Origin of the sequence: Cutibacterium nasicola (assembly GCF_051303185.1) — a bacterium.
Classification (GTDB): Bacteria; Actinomycetota; Actinomycetes; order Propionibacteriales; family Propionibacteriaceae; genus Cutibacterium.
In genome coordinates, this window is record NZ_JBPPGE010000003.1 from 103,639 (window position 1) to 127,346 (window position 23,708).

A 23,708-nucleotide genomic window follows, 5' to 3' on the forward strand; every position below is an offset into this window, starting at 1 on the left:
GGGTCAGTCAGCCGCGCCGCGCCACCTTTCGGACCATGGGGCGCACCAGACCCATGACCTCGTCGATGCACAGCAGCTTCGCCATGACCAGGAAGATCGCGACGAAGAGCACCCCACCGACGAAGGTTCCACCGGCGTGCCCCATCCAGGCCCCGTTCCCGGCGGCGTCAATGGCGTGACCGGCGAAGAAGGTCGGCACGGCGGCGACCAGCGAGGCCACGATCAGCTTGATCCACAGCCGGTTGACCTTCCCCATGCCGAGGCCACCGAGCTGTCGTGATGCGACGAACAACCACGCCGTAGCTCCAACGGTGCTGGCGATGGTCTGGGCAGCAGCGACGACGAGGAGGGCGAACTCTGGGGGGAGGACGAACATCGTAACCAGCACCCCAAGCTGGGTGCCGGTGGTGATCGACTGCATGATGAGGTTGAGCTTGCCGTCCTCACGCGCGAAGCAGTAGCGCTGCTGGAGGGTTGCCACCCCAAATGGCAACAGGCCAAGGCCCATGATGGCAACAGCCCAGGCAAGGGCGTCGACCTGACCGTTCTTCAGGGAGAAGATCGTCTGAACGCCCGGACGAGCCAACGCCACCATGGCCAGGGAACACGGGATGATGGCCAGGGCTGGGGTCTCCAGGCCCTGACGCAGCAACTTCCTCATAGCGCTGTCATCGCCGTCGGCGTTGGCCCGGCTCATTCGCGGGAACAGGGCCGTGAGGATCGACGTCGTGATGAAGCTCTGCGGCAGCATGAAGATGAGGAATGCGTTGTCGTAGGCACTGATCGACGACGAGACCTCGGGGTGCACCATACGCACGTGGGAGAGCATCTTCTTCATGATGATGCCAGCCAGCTGGGCAATCACCAGAGCGGTGAAGGTCCACACCGTGATGCGCGCGGCCGCTCCCAGGCCGTAACCGCGAATACCCCAGCGAGGACGCCAACGGAAACCGCCACGGCGCAGCGGCACGATGAGGAACAACCCTTGAATGACGATGCCCAGGGTCGTCGTACCAGCCAGCACCCAGACCATCTCCGACGTCCAGGTGGCCGGATCCGGGTGAGCACCGAACTGCACCAGGAACCACACCAGACCGGCTATCTGTACCACGTTCGCCAGCACCGGACTCCACATGAACGCGGCGAACTGGTTTCGCGCGTTGAGGACCTGTCCGAGGATCGCGTAAAGGCCGTAAAAGAAGATCTGCGGCATGCAGATGAAGCCGAAGAAGACCGTCAGGTGACGAGTCGCCCCGCTGGAGGAGAAGTAGAGATCCAGCAGCCACGGCGAAGCCACGGTTGCCAACACTGTGACGACGAGGACCGACGCGAATGACACCGTCAACAAACGGTCGACGAACTCCTGGCCACCGTCCGGCTGCTTCATGGCCTTGGTGATCTGCGGGATGAGGATGGCGTTGAGAACTCCCGCGCTGAGCAGGATGAACACCACATTCGGCAGTGTGTTGGCGGCCTGGAAGGCGTCAAGGGCCAGTGAGGTACCAGCGGCGACGACAGTGAGCAGGTAGGTGCGCACGAATCCGAGAATTCGCGAGACCATCGTTCCGGTCGCCATCACCATGCTGGCGCGACGAAGCGACCCTTCCGCGGGGACATTGCCAGCGGTAGGGGGGACCTGGGCGTCGACCCGAGAAATGACCCGAGTGCGATCGAAGTCCTCGTCGGCATCCAGACAGGTCAGCGCATGGGCCGAGACATCTACGCCGAAGGTGACGGCATCGATGTCGAGGGAGTCGTAGACGTCGACTGGTGGGGCTCCCTCCGGAAGGTGAAGGAGGTCGTAAACGTCGTCGTCCTGGGGTTTGGGCATCGTCGCCTCAGCGGCCGGTCCCGGCGTAGACGACGGCTTCACCTTCAGCGTCCAAACCGAAAGCAGTGTGAGCAACGCGGACGGCCGCGTCGACCTGATCAGCATCGACGACCACAGAGATCCGAATCTCGGAGGTCGAGATCATCTGCAGGTTGATGCCGGAATCAGCCAAGGCACGGAAGAAGGTCGAGGTGACGCCGGGGTGGGACCTCATGCCCACGCCGACGACCGACACCTTGCCGATCTGGTCGTTATAGAGGATCTGCTCGTAGCCGATCTCGTCCTTGACAGCCGTCAGCGCACGGACAGCGGTCGGGCCATCGCTCATGGGCAGGGTGAAGGACAGGTCGGTGCGGCCGTTCATCACTCGCGAGGCGTTCTGGACGATCATGTCGATGTTGATGTCGGCACGCGCGATGATGTCGAAGATCTGGGCAGCCCGACCCACCGCGTCGGGGATCCCGGCGATGGTGATCTTGGCCTCCGAGCGGTCGTGGGCCACACCCGAGATGATGGCCTCTTCCATGTCAGATCCCTTCGTGATGTCGGCAAGGTCCTTGACCCATGTGCCGGGTTTGTCGGAGAACGAGGAGCGCACGTGGACCGGCACATCCTCACGGCGGGCGTACTCGACGCACCGCAGGTGGAGAATCTTGGCGCCACAGGCGGCCATCTCGAGCATTTCCTCGTAGGAGATCTCGGGGATGCGGCGAGCCCCCGGGACGATGCGTGGGTCTGCGGTGAACACCCCGTCGACGTCGGAGTAGATCTCGCAGAAGTCAGCACCCAAGGAGCTCGCCAGCGCGACCGCAGTGGTGTCGGAGGCGCCACGCCCGAGGGTGGTGACGTCCTTCGTCGTCTGCGAAACGCCCTGGAATCCCGCGACGATGACGACGTCCCCGGCTTCCAAGGACTTCTCGATGCGTCCCGGGGTGATGTCGATGATGCGGGCATTGCCATGGGCGGCGGTCGTGATGACGCCAGCCTGGGACCCGGTGTACGAGCGCGCTGGGATACCCAGGTCGGACAGGGCCATGGCCAGCAGGGCCGCGGACTGACGCTCACCGGTCGTCAGGAGCATGTCGAGTTCTCGCGGTGCCGGCTGCGGGGAAACCTCAAGAGCCAGGTCCATGAGGTCGTCAGTGGTGTCACCCATGGCTGAGATGACGATGACGACGTCGTTGCCGGCCTGCTTGGTTGCGGCAATCCGGCGCGCCACGCGCTTGATCGATGCGGCGTCGGCCACCGAGGACCCACCGAATTTCTGGACGACTCGCGTCATCAACCCTCCTGCCAGGTTCGGCAGACCAAAGTCTAACCGGCGTCAGATGGCGACCCGTCCGTGGTCAGGACGGGAGCACCCCGGCCTGTTGCTGGACACCGTGACGTGACCGGGACCGTCAGGCGCGCCTGCCACGATAGTAGGGGCGCGGGGAAAACCAGCGAAGGACCGGCCTGTGGAGCGGCATCGTGTCCCAAGCCCCCCTCCAATGCAGTCCGCAACGTCACAATTCACAGCCTCACCACATCGTCAACACCACCGCCACGGCCTGTGCCGCTCGGGTATGTCCGGACCCTCACGTATCCTTGGGACCATGCGCTCAGACAGGCACGGCAAGCTCTATCCCTTGGCCATGTTCGGAATCGTCAGCATCCTGGCCGGATTGCTGGTAGCCGGATTCGTCGTGCCCGTCGCTGCTCTGACCGGTGGCACCGCGACGATGGTGGCTGACAGCATGGACGACCTGCCTGCGGAATTGATGAGTACCCCGCAGGCCCAGAAGTCCCACATCCTCATGGCAGATGGGTCGGTACTGGCCACCTTCTACGACGAGAACCGCGAGTACGTCCCGTTGTCGAAGATCTCCAAGGAGATGCAGACCGCCCAGGTGGCCATTGAGGACAACCGCTTCTTCTCCCATGGCGCGATCGATCTCAAGGGCACCGCGCGAGCCCTGGTGGGCAATGTCGCCGGATCAGCTCGTCAGGGCGGTTCGACCCTGACCCAGCAGTACGTCAAGCAGATCCGCATCGAGGCCGCCGTCGCAGCTGGCAACGAGGCGGGCGCGCAAGCTGCCCAGGAGCCGACGATCACCCGAAAGGTACAGGAACTGCGCTACGCGGTGGCGATGGAGAAGAAGCTCTCCAAGAAGCAAATCCTGGAGCGGTACCTCAACATCGCCTATTACGGTGACGGCGCATACGGCGTCGAGTCCGCGGCCCGTCACTACTTCGGGACGACGGCCGCCAACCTCGACCTCGCACAGTCGGCGATGCTCGCCGGCCTGGTGCAGAACCCAGTCGCCTATGACCCGGTGAACCATCCTGAGGCCGCCATGAACCGCCGGAACATCGTGCTTGGCCGCATGGCTCAACTCAACCTCATCACCACTGACCAGGCCCGTAAGGCGGAGGCGGTCATCTTCGACAAGTCGAAGGTCGTCTACCCGAAGAACGGCTGCATCTCCTCAAAGTATCCGTTCATCTGCGACTACGCCTACCGGAGCCTGCTGCAGATGCCGAGCCTGGGCAAGAACCCCTCCGAGCGAGCCAAGATGGTCAAGCGTGGCGGACTGACGATCCAGACGAATATCGACCCGAAGGTCCAAGACGCTGCCCAGAAGGCTGTTTCCGACGTCGTCGGCCCGAAGGATCCAGTTCTCGCCGGAACCGCGATCATCCAGCCTGGCACCGGCTTGCTCCTGGCGATGGCCCAGTCGCGTCCTGTCATGGGCGCGAAATCCGGCCAAACCTATTACAACTACATGGCTCCCGCCTCGATGGGTGGTGCCACCGGGTTCCAGGCAGGCTCAACGTTCAAGGCCTTCACGGCGGCAGCGGCCCTGGCCTCCGGTGTGCCGATCAACAAGCACTACGTCGCCTCCTCCCCGATGGATTTCACCGGTGAGAGGTTCACCAACTGCAAGGGTGCCTTCAAATCAGGACCCTTCCGCGTCAAGAACGCTGACGGCCATTCCTGGGACATCGGTATGCGCGAGGCCGCCCAGTGGTCGGTCAACACCTACTTCGTCCAGTTGGAACAGGACGTCGGCCTGTGTGACGTCACCAAGATGACCCAGAACGCAGGAGTCAAGCTCTCCAGCGGCAAGGACATCGTGACCGCCTTCCAGAACGTCCCCTCGTTCACCCTGGGTACCGCCTATGTCTCGCCGCTGTCGATGGCCACGGCCTACGCAACCTTCGCGTCTCGAGGTGTCCGGTGCGATCCGATCATCCTCAAATCGATCAAGAACCGTAACGGCTCTGCCATCAAGGTGCCGACCGGCAACTGCAAGCGGGTCATGCCGCAGAAGGTCGCCGACGGCGTCAACTCGGTGCTGAAGGAGGTCATGAACGGCACTGGTATCCCCGCAACCATCCCCGGCGGATATCCGCAGGCTGGCAAGACCGGTACCACCGACGCCCACGAGGCCGCGTGGTTCGACGGCTACACCCCGCAGGCCGCTGGCGTGGCGATGATCGCTGCTGACGGCGGAAACGCCTACTTCCGCGGGGACAGGTCGCGTTCCATCAGAGGAATCCGAACCTCCACCGGGGTGTACCTCAATGGTTCCGGTGGTAGCGACGCCGGCAAGATCTATCGCGCCGCTATGGCAGGCGCACTCAAGGACAAGCCCAGGACAGATTTCGTGTCGCCCACCGACGAGACCCGCTTCGGCAAACTCATCAAGATTCCGAAGACTGACGGCATGACCTACTCGCAGGCGAGGGCCGCCATTCGCAAGGCCGGATTCCGGACAAAGGTGTGGCACGTCTGGGACGACTCCGAGCCCGGCACCTATCTCGGCACCGACCCGGAAGGGTCGGCTCGCTCCGGAGCAGCAGTCGTGCTCAAGATCTCGAAGGGTCCCGAACCCGAGCCCGAGCCGACCTATGCTCCGTTGCCACCGCAACAACATCAGCCGAACGACCCGGGCGACGACCAGCCTGGGAATCAGCAGAACGCGCCGAGCGCTCAGAATCAGCCCGAAAGCAACACCGGTGGCAACGCTGGCCGAGGACATGGTGGCGGCCAGCAGAACCCACCTGGCACGACGAGGCCTCGCTGACATGAAGGCGTTCATGAAGGCGGCCGCCGGGTTGGTTGGAGTCGGCGTCGCCGGGCTGACCTATGGCGTCATCGAGGCGCGTCGGTTCGTTGTCCGCTGCGTCGAGGTGCCGGTGCTTGAGCCCGGCAGCTCGTCGCTGAGGGTGTTGCACATCTCGGACTTCCACATGCTGGCTCGCCAGAGGGCCAAGCGGGAGTTCATCCGTGGACTCGCCGACCTCGAGCCGGACCTCGTCATCGACACCGGTGATAACTTCTGTTCGGCTGACTCCCTGCAACCCCTCCTTGACGACATGGCCGGGTTGCTGAAGCGCCCAGGAGCCTTCGTCTTCGGGTCGAACGACTACCTGGTGCCGGCTTTCAAGAACCCGTTCTCGTATCTGCTGCGGGGCCGTTCGCACGCGTCGGAGGAGCCGATACCGGAGCTCCCCCACGAGGAGTTGCGCCAAGCGTTCACCGCGGCGGGGTGGTTGGACCTCAACGACAAGTCAGGGACGTTGGAGGTGGCTGGCCAGCAAGTGGCGTTCCGCGGTACTGACGACGCCCACCACGACCGTGACCATTATGAGGAGGTTGCTGGACCTGCAGATGATGACGCAGACCTCAACATCGGCGTCACCCATGCGCCCTACCGCAAGATCCTTGACGCCATGGTCGGGGACGGGATGGACATCATCTTCGCGGGCCACACCCATGGCGGACAGGTGTGTCTGCCCGTCAAGGGAGCCATCATCACCAACTGTGATCTCGACACCGACCGCGTCAAGGGGCTCTCACAGCACAGCAGCGGTGCACGCACCGGATGGCTACATGTCTCGGCCGGATTAGGGTCCTCTCCTTTCGCCCCGTACCGGACATTCTGTCGACCGGGAGTGACACTGTTGACGCTGGTCCCACGGCCATGACAGGGGCGGCTTGGCGCTTTCGCTCAAGCTGCGTTAAAGTGTCCGTCGATCCTTCCGTTGAGGAAAATAACCGTGGTCGCGGGGTGTGGCGCAGCTTGGTAGCGCGCCTCGTTCGGGACGAGGAGGTCGCAGGTTCAAATCCTGTCACCCCGACCATTCGGTTCTTCACATGGCGGTTGTCGCCAGTGTCACAGCACACACCAGGCTGATCTGATGTGTATAGGACCATGCCCACAGCGACGACGGTGCGGTGTCAAGTGCGGCAGTCTGCAGCCCCACGAACAGTGTCATCACCGTGACCTCCAATACCGTCAAGATCTACGGTGACGGCGCTGGAACCAGGGCCGACGCCGCCAGATCCGTGCGCCCCAGGTGCCGCATGTCCGGAATACCTCGACCGTGGATGCCGTTACACCACCGAACCCCATCGAAGGAGGAATCATCATGGCACGCGCGCTCATCGCCGCCACGGACTTCGGAGTTGAGGAGGCCGAGATCGTCGAGCCCATCAACGCCCTCAAGAAGGCTGGTATCGAGGTGACCGTCGCCTCCAACAGCGGCGAAGCCATCCAGACCGTCACCGGCGACAAGGACTGGGCGTCCAGGATTGACGCCGACTCCACGCTGGCTGACGTCAAGGCCGAGGACTACGACCTGCTCGTCATCCCTGGTGGCACCGTCAACGCGGACACCCTGCGTGTCGACGAGGACGGTCGTCGTCTGGTCAGGGAGTTCTCATCCGCGGGCAAGCCACTCGGAGCAATCTGCCACGGGCCGTGGGTTCTCATCGACGCCGGCGTGGCCAAGGGCAAGAAGATGACCTCCTACATCTCAATCCGTCCAGATCTTGAGAACGCCGGGGCCACCTGGGTGGACGAGGAGCTCGTCCGCTGCCCGGGTCATGACTGGGTGCTCATCACCTCGCGCAATCCCAACGACCTCCCGGCCTTCACCAAGGCCTTGGTCGACGAGGTCGCCTGACCTTCGCATCAGCGTCATGACAAGGGCTCTCACCCTCGGGGGAGAGCCCTTGCTGCGTTCATTCCGAGAGCACCGCGACGCCCCGAAACCGCGTCAGGATGGGCCGCACACACCCAGGCATCTCCACATCGTGAGACCAATGTCCACCCACGATGACGGCTTTACATATGCTGCAGTTTGATCACAATGTCGTCTCAACCCCCTGAGACGAGTGACGAAAGCTTCTGAACAGTGGCATGGTGTCCCGAACAACCTGGGATCGTCGGGTACCTGCCGACGTGACGTGAGAAGGAGACACCATGCGTCGAATGAGGCCACTCATTGCGCTGTCCCTCGCGGGCTTGATGGCATTGTCAGCTTGCGGCGAGGACGTTGCGGCCAAGGATGAATCGGCCGCTGGTTCGTCGGGGAACGGGGCCAACAACAGCGCCCCCGCCAAGGACGGTGGTTCGATCACCGTTCGCGGCTGTACCCCACAGAACCCGCTCATTCCGTCCAACACCAACGAGACCTGCGGCGGAAACGTCCTCGACGCCGTCAGCGCCCGTCTCATCCACTACAACTCTGACACCGCCAAGCCGGAGATGGACATCGCCGAGGCCATCGAGACCAAGGACAACCAGAACTTCACCGTCAAGATCAAGCCGGGATACAAGTTCTCCGATGGCACCGAGGTCAAGGCGAAAAACTTCGTCGACGGCTGGAACTGGGCAGCCTATGGGCCGAACGCCCAGCAGTCTGGCTACTTCTTCGAGCCGATCGAGGGTTACGCCGACGAGCAGTGTGATGACGAGACCTGCAAGACCACACCCAAGTCCACGACGATGAGCGGTCTCAAGGTCGTTGACGATCACACCTTCACCATCAAGACCACCGAGAAGATCTCGAACCTTGAGGTGCGTCTGGGTTACACCGCCTTCGCACCGCTGCCGGACGCCTTCCTCAGGGATCCGACGGCCAAGAAGTGGGAGAAGATGCCGGTCGGCGCTGGGCCGTACAAGGTCACCGAGAACACTGCCACGGCCATCACCGTCTCCAAGAACGAGCATTACGCCGGTAAGTACAAGGGCCACGTCGACAAGGTCACCTTCAAGATCTACAACGACGCCAGCCCGGCCTACAACGACACCGTCGCCAACAACCTCGACATCAACGACCTCATCCCGACCGACCAGCTCACCAACGACCAGTGGAAGAACGACCTGGCCAACCGTTGGGGCATCCGTCAGTCCGGTGTCACCCAGACCCTGACCTACTCCAGCAAGGACAAGCAGCTGGCCGACAACAAGGACCTCGTCAAGGCCCTTGCCATGGACATCGACCGCGAGACGGTCACCAAGCAGATCTTCGCCGGTTCCCGCGCCCCCGCTGACGGCTGGGTCTCCCCCGTCGTCGATGGGTACACGAAGGACCAGTGCGGCGACATGTGCACCTACGACAAGGACAAGGCCCTCAAGCTCTACAAGAAAGCCGGTGGTTATCAGGGCACCCTGACCATTGCGGTCAACGGTGACGGCGACCACAAGGCCTGGTCGCAGGCCATCTGCAACGGCTGGAAGAACGACCTCGGTCTGAAGTGCCAGCTCAAGGTCACCCCGGACTTCAAGACTCTGCGTGACATGGTCAACAAGCGTTCCCTCGAGGGCTTCTTCCGTACCGGGTGGCAGATGGACTACCCGTCCATCGAGAACTTCCTGACCCCGATGTACGCCACCGGCGCCTCCAGCAACGACAACGACTACTCGAACAAGGCTTTCGACGCCAAGCTCAAAGAAGCCGCTGCCGCCACGGACGCCCCGGAGGCCAACAAGCTCTACCAGGAGGCCGAGAAGATGCTGGCGGAGAACCCGCCGACCATCCCGCTGTGGACGACCTCCACCCCGTTCGCGTGGTCCGACAAGGTCGCCAACGTCAAGCTCACCCCGTTCGGCACGATTGATCTTCAGTCGGTCAGCGTGAAGTGATCCATCCCTGATGACGCATCCGTCGGTCCGCTGGAATTGCCCAGCGGACCGACGGTGTCGTGAGGTACACCATGTTCAGATACATCGTCAGACGCATACTTCAGATGATCCCGGTGCTCATCGGGACGACGTTCATCATCTTCTGTCTGGTCTTCGCCCTGCCGGGCGATCCGACGGCCGGTCGATGCGGTGAACGTCCTTGTCCTCCCGCCTATGTCGCGGCCTTCCGAGCCGAGTACAACCTCGACAGGCCCCTCCTCGTCCAGTACGGCCTGTACCTGGAGAAGCTGGTGCACGGCAATCTCGGCGTTGACTACTATGGCAACACCGTTGTCTCCGAACTCGGCGCCCGCTACCCCGTCACGATCAAGCTGGCCCTCATCGCGATCGCCGTCGAGATCGTGGTCGGCATCGTCGCCGGTGTCTGGGCTGGCGTGCGACGCGGCAAGTTCATCGACTACTTCGTCCTGGTGTCCTCCCTCATCGTCATCTCCATCCCGATCTTCGTCATCGGTTCGCTGGCCCAGCTGGTCCTCGGCCTGCGACTGGGCTGGTTCCCGGTGACCGCCGGTGCCGGTTCCTGGGGCGAGTTGGTGCTGCCCGGTCTGGTACTGGGGGCATTGTCAGTGGCTTACGTGGCACGTCTGACCCGGTCGAACCTGCTGGAGAACCAGCGTGCCGACTACGTGCGCACCGCCAAGGCCAAAGGTATGTCGACGTCGCGCATCGTCACCGTGCACACCCTGCGCAACTCCCTCATCCCAGTCATCACCTTCATCGGGTACGACTTCGGTGCACTCATGGGCGGCGCGATCGTCACCGAGCGAATCTTCAACATCAACGGGATCGGCAACTACATCTACCGGTCGATCAACCAGCGTGACGGTGTGTCAGTGGTTGGTTCGGTGACCTGCCTGGTGTTGGTGTACCTGCTCGCAAATCTCCTCGTCGATCTGTTGTACGGGGTGCTCGACCCAAGGATCAGCCATGACTGAACCACGCACGAACCTTCCCGATTCGCCGCTGGGAGCGGGCGGGCCAGAGGCCTTGACCGAGCCCTCCCCCAGCGACAACGACGTCATGGACAGCTCCAAGCCGCGCTCGGTGTGGAATGACGCCTGGGACTCCCTCAAACGCAACCCGCTGTTCTGGATCTCGGTGACCCTCATCGTCATCTTCCTGTTGATGGCGGCAGCCCCGTCGATCTTCACGTCAAAGGACCCCAGCGACTGCAACCTGTCAACAGCCCGACACATCCCCTCGGGGGTGCACTGGTTCGGCACTGACATCCAAGGGTGTGACGTCTACGCCCGGACAGTCTACGGAGCCAGGTCGTCAATCCTCGTCGGCATGCTCGCCACCGTGGGAACGACCCTCCTCGGTGCTTTCATCGGCCTGGTGGCCGGATTCCGCGGCGGCTGGCTCGACACCTTGCTGAGCCGAACCGGTGACGTCTTCTACGCCATCCCGCTACTGCTCGGCGGGATCATCATCTTGTACACCTTCCCCAACCAGCCCGGCACCCCATACTTCGTCATGGTGCTGAAAGTGGTGGGAGCCATCGTCATCCTGGGTTGGCCGTCCCTGGCCCGACTCATGAGGTCGTCGGTGCTGCAGGTGTTGCCCCACGACTACATCCAGGCCGCTCGGGCGCTGGGTGCCTCGTCGTGGCGAATCATCCGTCAGCACATCCTGCCCAACGCCATCGCACCGGTCGTCGTGGTCGCCACCATCAACTTGGGCGCCTACATCGCCATCGAGGCGACGCTGAGTTACCTGGGCATCGGCCTGCAGGAACCGGCCATCTCGTGGGGTGTGTCGATCTCCGACGCCTCCGGTCTGGGCTATGTCCGGTCGGCACCCTTCATGCTGCTGTTCCCGTCACTGTTCCTGTCCCTGGCGGTGCTGGCGTTCATCTTCCTCGGCGAGGCGGCACAGGACGCCTTCGACCCCAAACAGCACTGAGGTTTCGACATGGCACGAAAGACACTCACCAGCGCCCGCCTTCGCATGGAGCCGGTCGACGGGCTGCTTCTCAACGTTGACGACCTGCACGTGGAGTTCCACACCCGCGACGGCGTCGCGAAGGCCATCAACGGCACGAGCTTCACCCTGTCCGAACGCGAGACCCTCGCGATCCTGGGCGAGTCCGGGTCAGGCAAGTCCGTGACCGCCCAGGCGATCATGGGCATCCTCGACTCGCCCCCGGCCAAGATTACCGGCGGAAAAATCGAGTACTGCGGGGTTGACCTGCTGACGATGCCCGAGAAGAAGCGTCGCCAGATCCGCGGCGAGCACATCTCGATGATCTTCCAGGACGCGTTGTCGTCGCTGAACCCGGTCTTCCCGGTCGGATGGCAGATCGCCGAGATGTTCCGCATCCATCGCGGTATGAACCGCTCCGACTCGATGTCCGAGGCCATCCGTCTCATGGAGAGGGTACACATCCCGGCCGCCAAGGAGCGCGCCGACAACTATCCGCACCAGTTCTCCGGCGGTATGCGTCAGCGCATCATGATAGCGATGGCGATCGCCCTCAACCCGTGGGTGCTCATTGCCGACGAGCCGACCACTGCCCTTGACGTCACCGTCCAGGCCCAGATCATGACCCTGCTCAAGGAGCTCCAGGAGGAGTCCGGGATGGGTCTGATCCTCATCACCCACGACTTGGGCGTTGTGGCGGACGTGGCCGACGACATCGCGGTGATGTACTGCGGACGGTTCGTCGAGCACGCTGACGTCCACCGTCTCTATGACAACCCCGCCCACCCTTACACGGTCGGTCTGCTGGATTCCATTCCGCGGCTGGATCAAAGGGGCACCGAGCTGTACGCGATCGGCGGTTTGCCGCCTTCCCTGACGAACCTGCCGTCAGGATGCTCGTTCCACCCGCGCTGCCGTTGGGCCACGGAAGAGTGTCGCGTCGGCGGTGCTCCCACGTTCGTCGAGGTCGAGCCCGGACGCTGGGCCGCCTGCCACCACACCGAGGAGGTCCTCCATCGTGACCGCTGAGAACATCGCCAGGAAAGGCGAACCCATCCTGTCGGTGCGCGACCTCACGAAGCATTACCCGCTCAAGTCCGGGGTAGTGCGTCACACCGTCGGGCATGTCAAGGCCGTTGACGGGGTCAGTTTTGATCTGTATCCCGGCGAGACGCTCGGTGTGGTCGGCGAGTCCGGGTGTGGAAAATCCACCCTGGGGCGCCTGCTGGTGGCCCTCGAGCCGCCGACCTCCGGGACGATCACCTTCGAGGGACGTGACGTCACCCACCTCAGGGGCTCGCAGATGCGCAAGCTGCGACGCGACATCCAGATCGTCTTCCAGGACCCGTACACCTCGCTGGATCCGCGGATGACAGTCGGCGACATCGTCAGTGAGCCCTTCCAGATCCACCCTGACGCCGTTCCGCGCGGCAGGCGTACTGAGAGGGTCAAGGAACTGCTGGACCTGGTGGGTCTCAACCCCGAGCACATCAACCGGTACCCCCACGAGTTCTCCGGTGGTCAGCGTCAGCGTATCGGTATCGCCCGCGGAATCGCCCTGCAGCCGAAGGTGCTGGTGTGTGACGAGCCGGTGTCGGCACTGGACGTCTCGGTGCAGGCCCAGGTCGTCAACCTGTTGCAGAAGCTGCAGCGAGAGTTGGGGATGGCCTACATCTTCATCGCCCACGACCTGTCGGTGGTGCGCCACATCTCTGACCGGGTGGCCGTGATGTACCTGGGGCGGATCATGGAAATGGGTGACGAGGAGCAGATCTACGAGCGCTCCACCCACCCATACACCCAGGCTCTGTTGTCGGCAGTGCCGGTGCCTGATCCTTCCCTACGTGGCGAGAGGCACCAAATCCTCTTGCACGGAGACGTGCCGTCTCCGGCCGACCCGCCGAGCGGCTGCAGGTTCCACACCCGGTGCTGGCGCGCACAGCCGTTGTGCTCGGAGAAGGAGACCTCCTTGGACATGCACCCCGACGGCCAGGGAGAGCACGCCTGCCGATGCCATTTCGCGGAAGTCTTCGAGAAGGCCTCGGACGACATCAAGCCCAGTGATCTCACCGACTAGGCCTGGCCGGGTCGGCTACCCGGAGTTACCACACGGAGCTGTCAAGACAACATCAGCGAAATCTGCCAAAAACTGACCCCAGATCCCGATGGCAACGTCACCACGCCGAATTCTTGGCAGATTTCGCTGATACCTCCGGGTATCGACACCCGTGACCGGACCGAGGCGCAGAGGACGTTGCGCATTTTGTCTGGCTTGTACGGGGTTCTGCGGCCCCTCGATCTCATTCAGCCGTATCGGTTGGAGATGAGAACCGCCTTGCGCACCGACCGTGGTTCCACTGTGGCGGGTTGGTGGGGTGATCGCATCGTCAACCTGGTCGCAAGCGACCTCGAGGAGTCGCCAGGCCCAAGGGTCTTCGTCAACCTGGCCTCGGCTGAATACTTCCAGACCATCGAGGGCATCGACGTGAGGATCCTTTCCCCGCGCTTCGAGTCACGGGATCGCCAGGGACGTTGGAAGGTCATTTCCTTCACCGCCAAGACGGCTCGCGGCCTCATGGCCGGATGGATGATCCACACTCGTGTGCGCACGGTCAAGGCACTCACTGACTTCCACGACGGCTGGACTGCGACGAGGTGTCCTCATCGGACATCCCCGTCTTCCGCAAACTCGACTGGTCCTGGATCGACACGCCGCGACGTGCCGAGCTCAAGGTCATCATGTCCTCTCCGACTGTCTCATTGGACGAACGCATGGAGGCATCGCGTAAACTGTCTACCCTGCCGCACGATTCAACCCCCGTGCGGCTGCGTAACCGTGACCGAGTCGACGGACGTCCTCGTGGCTATGTCGGCAAGGCCGGTGTGTCCCGTATCCGTTTCCGTGAGATGGCCCACCGCGGCAAACTCCCCGGAATCACGAAGTCAAGCTGGTGAGACCATGGCAGTACCGAAGCGTAAGAAGTCCCGTTCGACCACGCGTCATAGGCGGGCCCAGTGGAAGACCACGCCAACACAGTTGGTTGAGATCCGCGTTGAGGGCAAGGTTCTGCGAGTTCCCCGAAATCTGGTCAAGGCCTATCACTCTGGGCTGATCGACGCCGACGACTGAGTCGTCACCGCGTGAGCGGACCTGCGTGGCCGCTCAGGTCAGGTAATCACTCGAGGGGTGTTGATCCCGTAGGGTTGTCGTCATGAGCAAGCCCGAAGTGACCCTGCCCGATTCCGCCCCCGAAGACCTCGTCATTGAGGACATCACGGTCGGCGACGGCCCCGAGGCCTCCGTCGGCAACCTCGTCGAGGTGCATTACGTCGGAGTGGCTCTGAGTAATGGCCGCGAGTTCGACTCCTCGTGGAACCGCGGAGAACCGCTGACCTTCCAGTTGGGAGCCGGCCAGGTGATCCCCGGATGGGATGAAGGTGTGCAGGGCATGAAGGTTGGTGGACGACGCAAGCTCGTCATCCCCCACCACCTCGCCTACGGTCCACAGGGTATTCCCGGTGTGATCGCTGGCGGTGAGACGCTGATCTTCGTCTGCGACCTCGTCAACGTCATCTGACCACTCAACAGCGGCATCCGACGTGACCCCAGATCACGCAGTCGCTCGCGCCCGGTCCCTCGTGAGGTCCGGGCGTCGTTGCATGCTCGGGCTGTGTGGCGAACCGGGCGCTGGCAAGACGACCCTCTCCCGCCTGCTGGGCGACGAATTGGGAGAGACATGCGCGATCGTCCCCATGGATGGGTTCCACCTCGCCCAGGCCGAGATCGAACGACTCGGTCGCGCCGACCGCAAGGGAGCCCCTGACACCTTCGACGGCTGGGGATTCGTGTCCTTGGTGGGTCGCCTGGCCGCTGCCGACGAGCCGGTGGTCTATGCCCCGATGTACCAACACGGCTTCGGCGAACCCATCGCGGGCGCCATCCCGGTACCACGCGAGGTGCCGCTCGTCATCGTCGAGGGAAATTATCTCCTCCTCGACGAGAAGCCCTGGTCCCTGCTGGCACCGCTGTTCACCGAGACCTGGTACATCGACGTCGATCCCCAGCTGCGGATGGACCGACTCATCCGCCGTCACGTCTCTGCCGGAAAGCCACTGGAATGCGCGGTGACCTGGGCCAATGGCCCTGACGAACGCAATGCTGCGCTCATCCGCACGACGAGGAACCGTGCCGATGATGTCGTCCTGATCAACTGACGACGCCTCACCCTGCGCACCACCCATGGTGATACTGTCGATACGTCTCACTGGCGAGACGACCCACGGCGATCAAACCGACGTGCGATTCGCCCCAGCCCTGGCAATCGCGCGTGGCCCCTCCCGGTGCCGTTTCGTCACGACGACACCACACCCACATGAATATGCATCTGGGGGCACCACCGATGTACGACAACAGCAGCACTGCCGCAGCCATGACGATCAAACTCGACGCCGAGTTCCCACCCGACCCGGTCTTCCAGCCCGGAATCCGACGAGCCCCCTCACGTGGATTCCACCTCACCCCTGACCAGACCAAGGTCGCGCTGCGCAATGCCCTGCGTTACCTTCCTCCGGAGCTGCACGAGAAGGCTGCACCAGAGTTCCTCAAGGAACTGCACACCTACGGCCGCATCTACGCCTACCGGTGGCGTCCGGCAGGTCACATCAAGGGACGCCCGATCGACGACTACGAGGGTCGTTGCGCCGAGGGCAAGGCTTTCCAGGTGCAGATCGACAACAACCTCGACTTCGACGTCGCTCTCTACCCCTACGAGCTCGTCACCTATGGCGAGACCGGCAGTGTCTGCCAGAACTGGCTGCAGTACCGACTCATCAAGAAGTACCTCGCCCAGCTCACCGAGGACACCACCCTGGTGGTCATGAGCGGTCACCCGCTGGGGCTGTTCCCATCCCGCCCAGAGTCTCCGCGCGTCATCGTCACCAACTCCCTCATGGTCGGCCACTTCGACAACCAGAAGGACTGGGAGATCTGCGAGGAGATGGGGGTCGCCAACTACGGCCAGATGACTGCCGGCGGCTGGATGTACATCGGGCCTCAGGGCATCGTCCACGGCACCTTCAACACCATCCTCAATGCCGGACGCATCCGCCTCGGGATTCCGGCTGACGGTGACCTGTCAGGCGTCCTCTTCGTCTCTTCGGGTCTGGGCGGCATGTCCGGCGCCCAACCCAAGGCCGCCGAGATCGCTCACGCCGTCGGAATCACCGCCGAGGTCGACATGTCGCGCATCCAGACCCGTCTGGACCAGGGCTGGGTGGGGCACGTCTCCGAGGTTCTCGACGAGGTGTTCGCCCTGGCCAAAAAGCACATCGACGAGCGCACCCCGATCTCGATCGCCTACCACGGCAACATTGTCGATCTGCTTCAGTACGCCGTTGACAACGACATCGACATCCCGCTGCTGTCCGACCAGACCTCCTGCCATGCCGCCTACGACGGCGGCTACTGCCCGCAGGGCCTGACCTTCGAGGAGCGCACCGAGCTTCTGGCCCGTGACCGTGACGAGTACGCCCGCCGCGTCGACAAGACCCTGCGCAAGCATTTCGAACTCATCCGCACCCTCACCGAGCGTGGCACCTACTTCTTCGACTACGGCAATGCCTTCATGGCGACCGTCTTCGAGTCCGGGGTGACCGAGATCGCCAAGGGTGGAGACGCACGCAACGGGTTCATCTGGCCCTCCTACGTCGAGGACATCATGGGACCCGAGCTCTTCGACTACGGTTACGGCCCCTTCCGCTGGGTCTGTCTTTCCGGCAAGCACGAGGACCTCATCGCCACCGACCATGCCGCCATGGACTGCATCGACCCGAATCGCCGCGGCCAGGATCGCGACAACTACATCTGGATTCGGGACGCCGAGGCCAACAACTTGGTCGTCGGCACCCAGGCGCGCATCCTCTACCAGGACGCCAAGGGCCGTAGGGACATCGCGTTGCGGTTCAACGAGATGGTGCGCAACGGCGAGATCGGACCGGTCATGCTCGGGCGGGATCACCATGACGTCTCGGGCACCGACTCCCCCTTCCGCGAGACCGCGAACGTCAAGGACGGGTCCAACGTCATGGCGGACATGGCCACCCAGTGCTTCGCTGGCAATGCAGCTCGCGGCATGAGCCTGGTGACCTTGCACAACGGCGGAGGAACCGGCATCGGCAATGCCATCAACGGCGGGTTCGGGCTGGTCCTGGATGGTTCCGAGCGGGTCGACGCCGTCATCCGCAGCTCCTTGCTGTGGGACGTCATGTGCGGTGTGGCCCGACGCGGCTGGGCCCGCAACGACCACTCCATCGAGACGGCCACCGAGTTCAACCAGGAACACGACGACGCCCAGATCACCCTGCCCTACCTGGTCGATGACGCCCTCATCGACGGATTGGTGAAGTGATGACGACCTGGACAGCGGCAGCCCTGCTCGACGAGATCGCCGGGATCGGACGCAACGAGGACGGCTCCTACTCGCGGTTCTGCTTCCGCCCTGACGAGGTGGCCTTGCGGGAATGGTTCGTCACGAAGGCCACCGAGTTGGCTCTGACGATCGTCACGGACATGAATGCCAACATCTGGGCGTGGTGGGGAATGCCGGGCCCGGAGGCCGTCCTGACGGGGTCCCACCTGGACTCAGTCCCTGGCGGCGGTGCCTACGACGGGCCGCTCGGCGTCGTCTCCTCCCTCGTGGCCGTGGCGAAGATGAAAGAAGCCGGGGTCGAGCCGTCGAAACCCTTTGCCGTCGTCGCCATGGCTGATGAGGAGGGCGCACGATTCGGCATGCCCTGTCTGGGGTCACGCTTGGCCTCGGGCAAGCTCAGCAAGGACGACGCCCGCAGGCTCGTCGCCCGGGACGGACAGAGTCTGCCGGACGCCTGGCGGGAGGCCGGCCTGGACCCTGATCTCATCGAGCCTGACGATGTCCTGCTCGATGCCTCCTGCTTCATCGAGTTGCACGTCGAGCAAGGGCGCGGGCTGGCCGACCTCGACCACCCGGTCGCGATTGCCACAGCGGTGCGGCCGCACGGCCGCTGGCGTGCCGAGTTCACCGGGCAGGGGAACCATGCCGGGACCACCCTCATCCCCGATCGCCACGACCCCGTCATCCCAGTGGCCGAAACCATCCTGGCGTCCCGCGAGGCCGCTGAGCGGGAGGGCTGCGTCACGACGGTTGGGCGGATCAACGTCGAGCCAGGCGGGACGAATGTCATCGCCTCGGCCACGACGATGTGGCTGGATTGCCGAGCCGAGGACCCCGACACCGTCACCAAGGTCGTCGAGGAGATCCAGAAGACTTCAGCAGCGGCTGCTGACAAGCAGGGGTGCCAGGTCGTCTGGACCCGTGAGTCATGGACCGACCGCACCGCCTTCGACGACGACCTGCGTCATCGGATGCTGCAGGTCCTCGGTGAGGAGACCCCGCAGCTGTCGACGGGAGCGGGTCACGACGCTGCCACCTTGGCCGCGACGCTACCCACCGGGATGCTCTTCGTCCGCAATCCCACCGGAGCGTCCCACTGCCCGGCCGAATCAGCCAGCGACGAGGACTGCGAGGCGGGAGCGGAGGCTCTGCGAGCCGTGTTGGAGGAGCTGGTCAAGTGAGTGAGTGGTTCTTCCCGAAGGCCCTCGTCGAGGGACGGGTTGCGCACAATGTGCGCGTTTCGAGTGATGCTGGCGTCATCACCAAGGTCACGGTTGACGCCCAGCACGATCGCCACAGCTTCAGCGGCGTCGCTGTTCCCGGATTCGCCAACACGCACTCCCACGTCTTCCACCGCGGACTGCGAGGAGCCGGGGAGGGGGAGGACTTCTGGTCCTGGCGGACCGAGATGTACCGGCTGGCCAACCGCCTCGACCCGGACTCCTATCACCGCCTGGCACGAGCGGCCTTCGCCGAGATGGTGGCTGCCGGGTACACCAGCGTGGGCGAGTTCCACTATGTCCACCACCGGCCCGACGGCACCCCCTACCCGCACCACGACATGGAGTTGGCCGTTGTCAACGCTGCCGTCGACGCGGGTATCCGGATCACCCTGCTCGACACCTGCTACCTGCACGCCGGACCGGGAGCTCCACTCGGCGAGGACCAGACGAGGTTTGGTGACGGCAGTGTCAAGGGATGGTTGGAGCGCTGGCACGCTCTCACTGATGCCCTGCCGGATTCCCCCTTGGTGACGCCGGGAGCGGCCCTGCACTCGGTGCGAGCCGTCAGTCCTGACGAGATGGCCACAGCTGTCTCGGGCTTGCCGGACCGCGCCCCGATCCACGTCCATGTCTCCGAGCAGCCCCGTGAGAACGAGGAGAGTCTGGCCGCCCACGGGCTGACGCCCACCGCCGTCCTGGAACGTGCTGGAGCGCTCTCCAATCGCACCACCGTCGTCCATGCCACGCACCTGAGCGACGACGACATCGCCATGATTGCTCGCACGGACACCATCGTCTCGCTGTGCCCGACCACCGAGGCCGATCTGGGGGACGGCATCGCGCGGGTCAAGGATCTGCTCGACGCCGGGGTGCGTCTGACGATCGGCACCGACGAGGACGTCGTCACCGACCCCTTCGCCGAGTTGCGCCTGCTCGAATCCACCGCTCGGCTGGCCACCGGGACCCGAGGAGTCATCGGCTGCGACTCCCTGTGGAAGATCGGTTCCCGAAACGGGGTGGCGAGCCTGCGTCCGGCGGTAGGTCCGCGCCCGCGCCGAGCCTCCACACCCGCTTCCGACCTCGCCGGGCTGAGCGTGGGTGATCCTGCTGACGTCGTCGTCGTCGATCCGTCGTCGGCTCGCTTGGCCGGGGTGGACCCGACACGCTGGCCGCTGGCGGCAACCGCCGAGGACGTCACCGCCACCATCATCGCGGGCGAGTGGATCCGACGCGACGACGCCACCGCCGAGGATCTGCGCCATGTACTGAACGAGCTGAGAGGTCGTGACTCGTGAGCGTCGTCATCAACAACATCGGTCTACTGGTCACCAATGATCCATCCGTCGGTAGTGATGACCTGGGGCAGATCCGTGACGCAGCCGTCGTCATCGATGGAGACCGGATCGTCTGGGTGGGGCGCTGTGCCGAGGCTCCCGCAGCCGATCACCAGGCCGACATGGCGGGGGCCTGCGTCATCCCCGGATTCGTTGATTCCCACAGCCACCCCGTCTTTGCCGGAGATCGCAGTGACGAGTTCGATGCCCGGATGAACGGGCAGAAGTACGAGGCTGGCGGAATCCTGCGCACCGTTCGACACACCCGGGAGGCGCCCGTCGGGCTGCTCGACGCCGTCATGACCGGGATCCTCGACGAAATGGCACGCAGCGGAACGACGACGGTGGAGGCCAAGACGGGGTACGGGCTCGACGTCGAGACCGAGGTCAAGCTGGCCCGCATCGCCAGTTCCCACACCGACGAGGTGACCTTCCTGGGCGCCCACGTCGTCGGGCCCGAATACGAACCTGACGGGTACGTCCGTCTGGTGTGCGGGCAGATGCTGCAAGCCGTACGTCCCTATGTGCGCTGGATTGACGCCTTCTGCGAGACCGGTGCCTTCGACCCCGACCAGACCATGGAAATCCTGCGCGCAGGTAAGGCTGCTGGGCTGGGACTTCGTCTCCACGCCGCACAGTTGGGTCCATCCGAGGTCATTCCGCGCGCCTGTGAACTGGGGGTGACGTCGATCGACCACTGCACCTTCCTGTCCGACGAAGACATTGATGCCATGAAGGCCACCGACACCGTGGCGACCCTGCTACCGGCTGCCGAGTTCAGCACCAACCAGCCCTACCCTGACGCCAGACGTCTTCTCGACGCTGGGATGACGGTGGCGCTGGCCACCGACTGCAATCCGGGAACCGCTTTCACCTCATCCATGCCTTTCTGCCTTGCCATGGCGGTGCGGGAGATGGGCATGACGCCGGAACAGGCCCTATGGTCGGCGACCGCTGGCGGTGCGGCAGCCCTGCGCCGCGACGACGTGGGTGTGGTGAGGCCTGGGGCCCGTGCTGACCTGGTGAGCTTGGCCGCGCCGTCGTGGCTGCACCTCATGTACCGCCCGGGCGTGCCTCTTGTCGACCAGGTGTGCCTAGCAGGCCGGCTCCTCAAGCTGAACCAGCCTCGGCTACGACTCGACGCCTGACAACCCGTTCGCAACCCACCCCTGTTCGTGCCCGTAACGACTCGGCGACGCCGAGATCGACACCACAATCGCCACGGTGACGTGGCACCAAGGAAGGACGACCATGGATCCAGTCAACGTCGGTGCCCCACTCACTCCCCACGACATCATCGCCGTTGCCCGGCTGGGCGCCCAGGTGACGGTCGGTGAGGAAGCCATGGGGCGGGTCAGACGGGCCTCCGACCTCATCGAGAGTCTGGCCGACGACCCCAGCCCCCACTACGGCATCTCCACCGGATTCGGCGCGTTGGCCTCCAGCCGCGTGTCACGCGACCATCGCGTCACCTTGCAGCACTCCCTCATCCGTTCCCACGCCGCGTCCACCGGGTCGCGGGTGGAGACCGAGGCCATCCGCGCAATGATGACCCTGCGGCTCAAGACGATGGCCTCTGGTAGCACCGGGGTGCGTCCGGAGGTCATCACTGCTTATGCCGACCTGCTGAACTCAGGACTCGTCCCGGTCGTCGGGGAGTACGGGTCGCTGGGGTGCTCGGGAGATCTTGCACCGCTGGCCCACTGTGCCCTGGTCCTCACCGGTGAGGGGACGGTGCTGACCCCCGATGGCGGCGAGGTCGACGCTGCCACGGGCTTGGCCCAGGTCGGGCTGAAGCCCATTTCCTTGCGCGAAAAGGAGGGCCTGGCCCTCATCAATGGCACTGACGGCATGCTCGGCCAGCTCATCATGGCCCTGGCTGACCTCGACGTCCTCGTCCCGACGGCTGACCTGGCGGCAGCGATGACCGTTCAGGCCCTGTGCGGTATCGACCGAGTTTTCGCCCCCGACCTGCAGGCCCTTCGGCCCCACCCAGGTCAGGGCGTCTCGGCTGCCAACATCCTCGCTCTGTTGGAAGGGTCGGACCTCATCCAGGCTGGTCGTGAAGGTGCGGCCAAGCGGGTGCAGGACGCTTATTCACTGCGGTGTGCGCCACAGGTGCATGGTGCCGTCCGTGACACGATGGCCCATGCCTTGCAGGTGGCGAAGGTTGAGTTGGATTCGGCAGTCGACAACCCGGTGATTACCGACGACATGAGGGTGGAGTCCAACGGCAACTTCCACGGCGCCCCGGTGGCATATGTGCTTGATTTCTTGGCGATTGCTGCGGCCGACCTCGCGTCCATGAGTGAACGTCGCACCGACCGCATGCTCGACCCGGCCCGCAACCGCGACCTTCACCCCTTCCTCGCCGACAATCCCGGCGTCGACTCCGGCCACATGATTGCCCAATACACCCAGGCTGGCATCGTCTCTGAGATGAAGCGACTGGCGGTACCGGCGTCGGTGGACTCCATTCCAACCTCAGCCATGCAGGAGGACCACGTCTCGATGGGTTGGTCGGCTGCCCGCAAGCTGCGCCGCGGGATTGACGGCATGGGAGCCGTCATTGGCATCGAGATCCTGACCGCCGCGAGGGCTATTCAGATGCGAGGTCTGGAGCCGTCGAAACCGGTAGCCGACGTCATCGCCCGGATGCGCCAGACCATTCCCGGTCCCGGACCGGACCGCTTCCTTGCCCCCGAAATCGACGAAGCGCACCGCTTGGTGGCTTCTGGTGAGCTCCTCGAGGTGGTGCGTCAGCAGGTGGAGGTGAGTTGACCACGCACGATTCGTGTACATGGCTCCTGTAGCGTGGGGTGTGCTCTGCCCATGCAGAGGTGAGCCATTGTTGAGTTGCGTGTCGTCCGCATCTCGGATGTCCTTCCCCGCCGTTGCGGGGGTGCGCGGGCGTAGGGCAGGACGTGCTTCTGGCCCGATCCTCCCCGCCGTTGCGGGGGTCGGTGATCAACTGTGGGCGTCCTGCAGTT

General features: G+C 64.0%; 20 protein-coding genes, 1 tRNA gene and 1 pseudogene. 19 read left to right on the top strand and 3 right to left on the bottom strand.

Annotated features, from left to right (window positions below; genetic code table 11):
• Window positions 1–7: 7 nt before the first annotated feature.
• Together murJ and ACSJJT_RS06160 are read right to left on the bottom strand one after the other, a co-directional pair.
• Window positions 8–1,831: a murein biosynthesis integral membrane protein MurJ gene (murJ, locus tag ACSJJT_RS06155; protein WP_435917461.1), complete on the bottom strand. Its 1,824-nt coding sequence runs from the start codon at window positions 1,829–1,831 to the stop codon at window positions 8–10.
• A gap of 7 nt (window positions 1,832–1,838) precedes the next feature.
• The gene (locus tag ACSJJT_RS06160) at window positions 1,839–3,113 is read right to left on the bottom strand and encodes an aspartate kinase (protein ID WP_435917462.1); all 1,275 of its coding nucleotides are present in this window, start codon (window positions 3,111–3,113) and stop codon (window positions 1,839–1,841) included.
• Window positions 3,114–3,396: 283 nt separating this feature from the next.
• Between ACSJJT_RS06160 and ACSJJT_RS06165 the strand changes: the two genes are divergently transcribed.
• The 3 genes from ACSJJT_RS06165 (at window position 3,397) to ACSJJT_RS06175 (ending at window position 6,961) form a co-directional block, all read left to right on the top strand.
• A complete protein-coding gene (locus tag ACSJJT_RS06165; RefSeq protein ID WP_434285586.1) occupies window positions 3,397–5,901 on the top strand; it encodes a transglycosylase domain-containing protein in 2,505 nt (834 codons plus the stop codon).
• A gap of 1 nt (window position 5,902) precedes the next feature.
• The gene (locus ACSJJT_RS06170) at window positions 5,903–6,805 is read left to right on the top strand and encodes a metallophosphoesterase (protein WP_435917463.1); all 903 of its coding nucleotides are present in this window, start codon (window positions 5,903–5,905) and stop codon (window positions 6,803–6,805) included.
• Window positions 6,806–6,884: 79 nt separating this feature from the next.
• Window positions 6,885–6,961, top strand: a tRNA-Pro gene (locus ACSJJT_RS06175).
• Window positions 6,962–6,970: 9 nt separating this feature from the next.
• Here ACSJJT_RS06175 and ACSJJT_RS06180 read toward each other — a convergent pair.
• The gene (locus ACSJJT_RS06180) at window positions 6,971–7,099 is read right to left on the bottom strand and encodes a hypothetical protein (RefSeq protein ID WP_435917464.1); all 129 of its coding nucleotides are present in this window, start codon (window positions 7,097–7,099) and stop codon (window positions 6,971–6,973) included.
• Between the two features lie 147 nt (window positions 7,100–7,246).
• Between ACSJJT_RS06180 and ACSJJT_RS06185 the strand changes: the two genes are divergently transcribed.
• The 16 genes and pseudogenes from ACSJJT_RS06185 to hutH all read left to right on the top strand — a co-directional run bounded on the left by ACSJJT_RS06185 (window position 7,247) and on the right by hutH (window position 23,499).
• Window positions 7,247–7,786, top strand: a complete 540-nt coding sequence (locus ACSJJT_RS06185) for a type 1 glutamine amidotransferase domain-containing protein (protein WP_435917688.1) — start codon at window positions 7,247–7,249, stop codon at window positions 7,784–7,786.
• A gap of 299 nt (window positions 7,787–8,085) precedes the next feature.
• Complete coding sequence (locus tag ACSJJT_RS06190) at window positions 8,086–9,750, top strand: peptide ABC transporter substrate-binding protein (protein ID WP_435917466.1); 1,665 nt, start codon at window positions 8,086–8,088, stop codon at window positions 9,748–9,750.
• A 71-nt stretch (window positions 9,751–9,821) separates the two neighbouring features.
• Window positions 9,822–10,745, top strand: coding sequence for an ABC transporter permease (locus ACSJJT_RS06195; RefSeq protein WP_435917467.1), 924 nt, complete (start codon window positions 9,822–9,824; stop codon window positions 10,743–10,745).
• A complete protein-coding gene (locus tag ACSJJT_RS06200) occupies window positions 10,738–11,715 on the top strand; it encodes an ABC transporter permease (RefSeq protein ID WP_435917468.1) in 978 nt (325 codons plus the stop codon). Before ACSJJT_RS06195 ends, ACSJJT_RS06200 begins: the two co-directional genes overlap by 8 nt.
• Before the next feature lie 45 nt (window positions 11,716–11,760).
• The gene (locus ACSJJT_RS06205) at window positions 11,761–12,762 is read left to right on the top strand and encodes an ABC transporter ATP-binding protein (protein WP_435917689.1); all 1,002 of its coding nucleotides are present in this window, start codon (window positions 11,761–11,763) and stop codon (window positions 12,760–12,762) included.
• A complete protein-coding gene (locus tag ACSJJT_RS06210) occupies window positions 12,752–13,810 on the top strand; it encodes an ABC transporter ATP-binding protein (protein ID WP_435917469.1) in 1,059 nt (352 codons plus the stop codon). Before ACSJJT_RS06205 ends, ACSJJT_RS06210 begins: the two co-directional genes overlap by 11 nt.
• Before the next feature lie 195 nt (window positions 13,811–14,005).
• Window positions 14,006–14,308 (top strand): annotated as a pseudogene (gene yaaA / locus ACSJJT_RS06215) (peroxide stress protein YaaA); the annotation flags it as partial.
• 197 nt (window positions 14,309–14,505) lie between these two features.
• Window positions 14,506–14,688 (top strand): 30S ribosomal protein S14, encoded by a 183-nt coding sequence (gene rpsN, locus ACSJJT_RS06220; RefSeq protein WP_435917690.1) that lies wholly within the window; start codon window positions 14,506–14,508, stop codon window positions 14,686–14,688.
• Between the two features lie 4 nt (window positions 14,689–14,692).
• Window positions 14,693–14,863 (top strand): 50S ribosomal protein L32, encoded by a 171-nt coding sequence (gene rpmF, locus ACSJJT_RS06225; RefSeq protein ID WP_435917691.1) that lies wholly within the window; start codon window positions 14,693–14,695, stop codon window positions 14,861–14,863.
• 82 nt (window positions 14,864–14,945) lie between these two features.
• On the top strand, window positions 14,946–15,311 hold the full coding sequence (locus ACSJJT_RS06230; RefSeq protein WP_435917470.1) for an FKBP-type peptidyl-prolyl cis-trans isomerase: 366 nt from the start codon (window positions 14,946–14,948) through the stop codon (window positions 15,309–15,311).
• Between the two features lie 22 nt (window positions 15,312–15,333).
• A complete protein-coding gene (locus ACSJJT_RS06235) occupies window positions 15,334–15,948 on the top strand; it encodes a nucleoside/nucleotide kinase family protein (protein WP_435917471.1) in 615 nt (204 codons plus the stop codon).
• A 185-nt stretch (window positions 15,949–16,133) separates the two neighbouring features.
• Window positions 16,134–18,140 (top strand): urocanate hydratase, encoded by a 2,007-nt coding sequence (hutU, locus tag ACSJJT_RS06240; RefSeq protein WP_435917692.1) that lies wholly within the window; start codon window positions 16,134–16,136, stop codon window positions 18,138–18,140.
• Window positions 18,140–19,342, top strand: a complete 1,203-nt coding sequence (locus ACSJJT_RS06245; protein WP_435917472.1) for an allantoate amidohydrolase — start codon at window positions 18,140–18,142, stop codon at window positions 19,340–19,342. Before hutU ends, ACSJJT_RS06245 begins: the two co-directional genes overlap by 1 nt.
• On the top strand, window positions 19,339–20,679 hold the full coding sequence (locus ACSJJT_RS06250; RefSeq protein ID WP_435917473.1) for a formimidoylglutamate deiminase: 1,341 nt from the start codon (window positions 19,339–19,341) through the stop codon (window positions 20,677–20,679). Before ACSJJT_RS06245 ends, ACSJJT_RS06250 begins: the two co-directional genes overlap by 4 nt.
• The gene (hutI, locus tag ACSJJT_RS06255) at window positions 20,676–21,866 is read left to right on the top strand and encodes an imidazolonepropionase (protein WP_435917474.1); all 1,191 of its coding nucleotides are present in this window, start codon (window positions 20,676–20,678) and stop codon (window positions 21,864–21,866) included. Before ACSJJT_RS06250 ends, hutI begins: the two co-directional genes overlap by 4 nt.
• A gap of 103 nt (window positions 21,867–21,969) precedes the next feature.
• Window positions 21,970–23,499, top strand: coding sequence for a histidine ammonia-lyase (gene hutH / locus ACSJJT_RS06260; protein ID WP_435917475.1), 1,530 nt, complete (start codon window positions 21,970–21,972; stop codon window positions 23,497–23,499).
• Window positions 23,500–23,708: the final 209 nt, after the last annotated feature.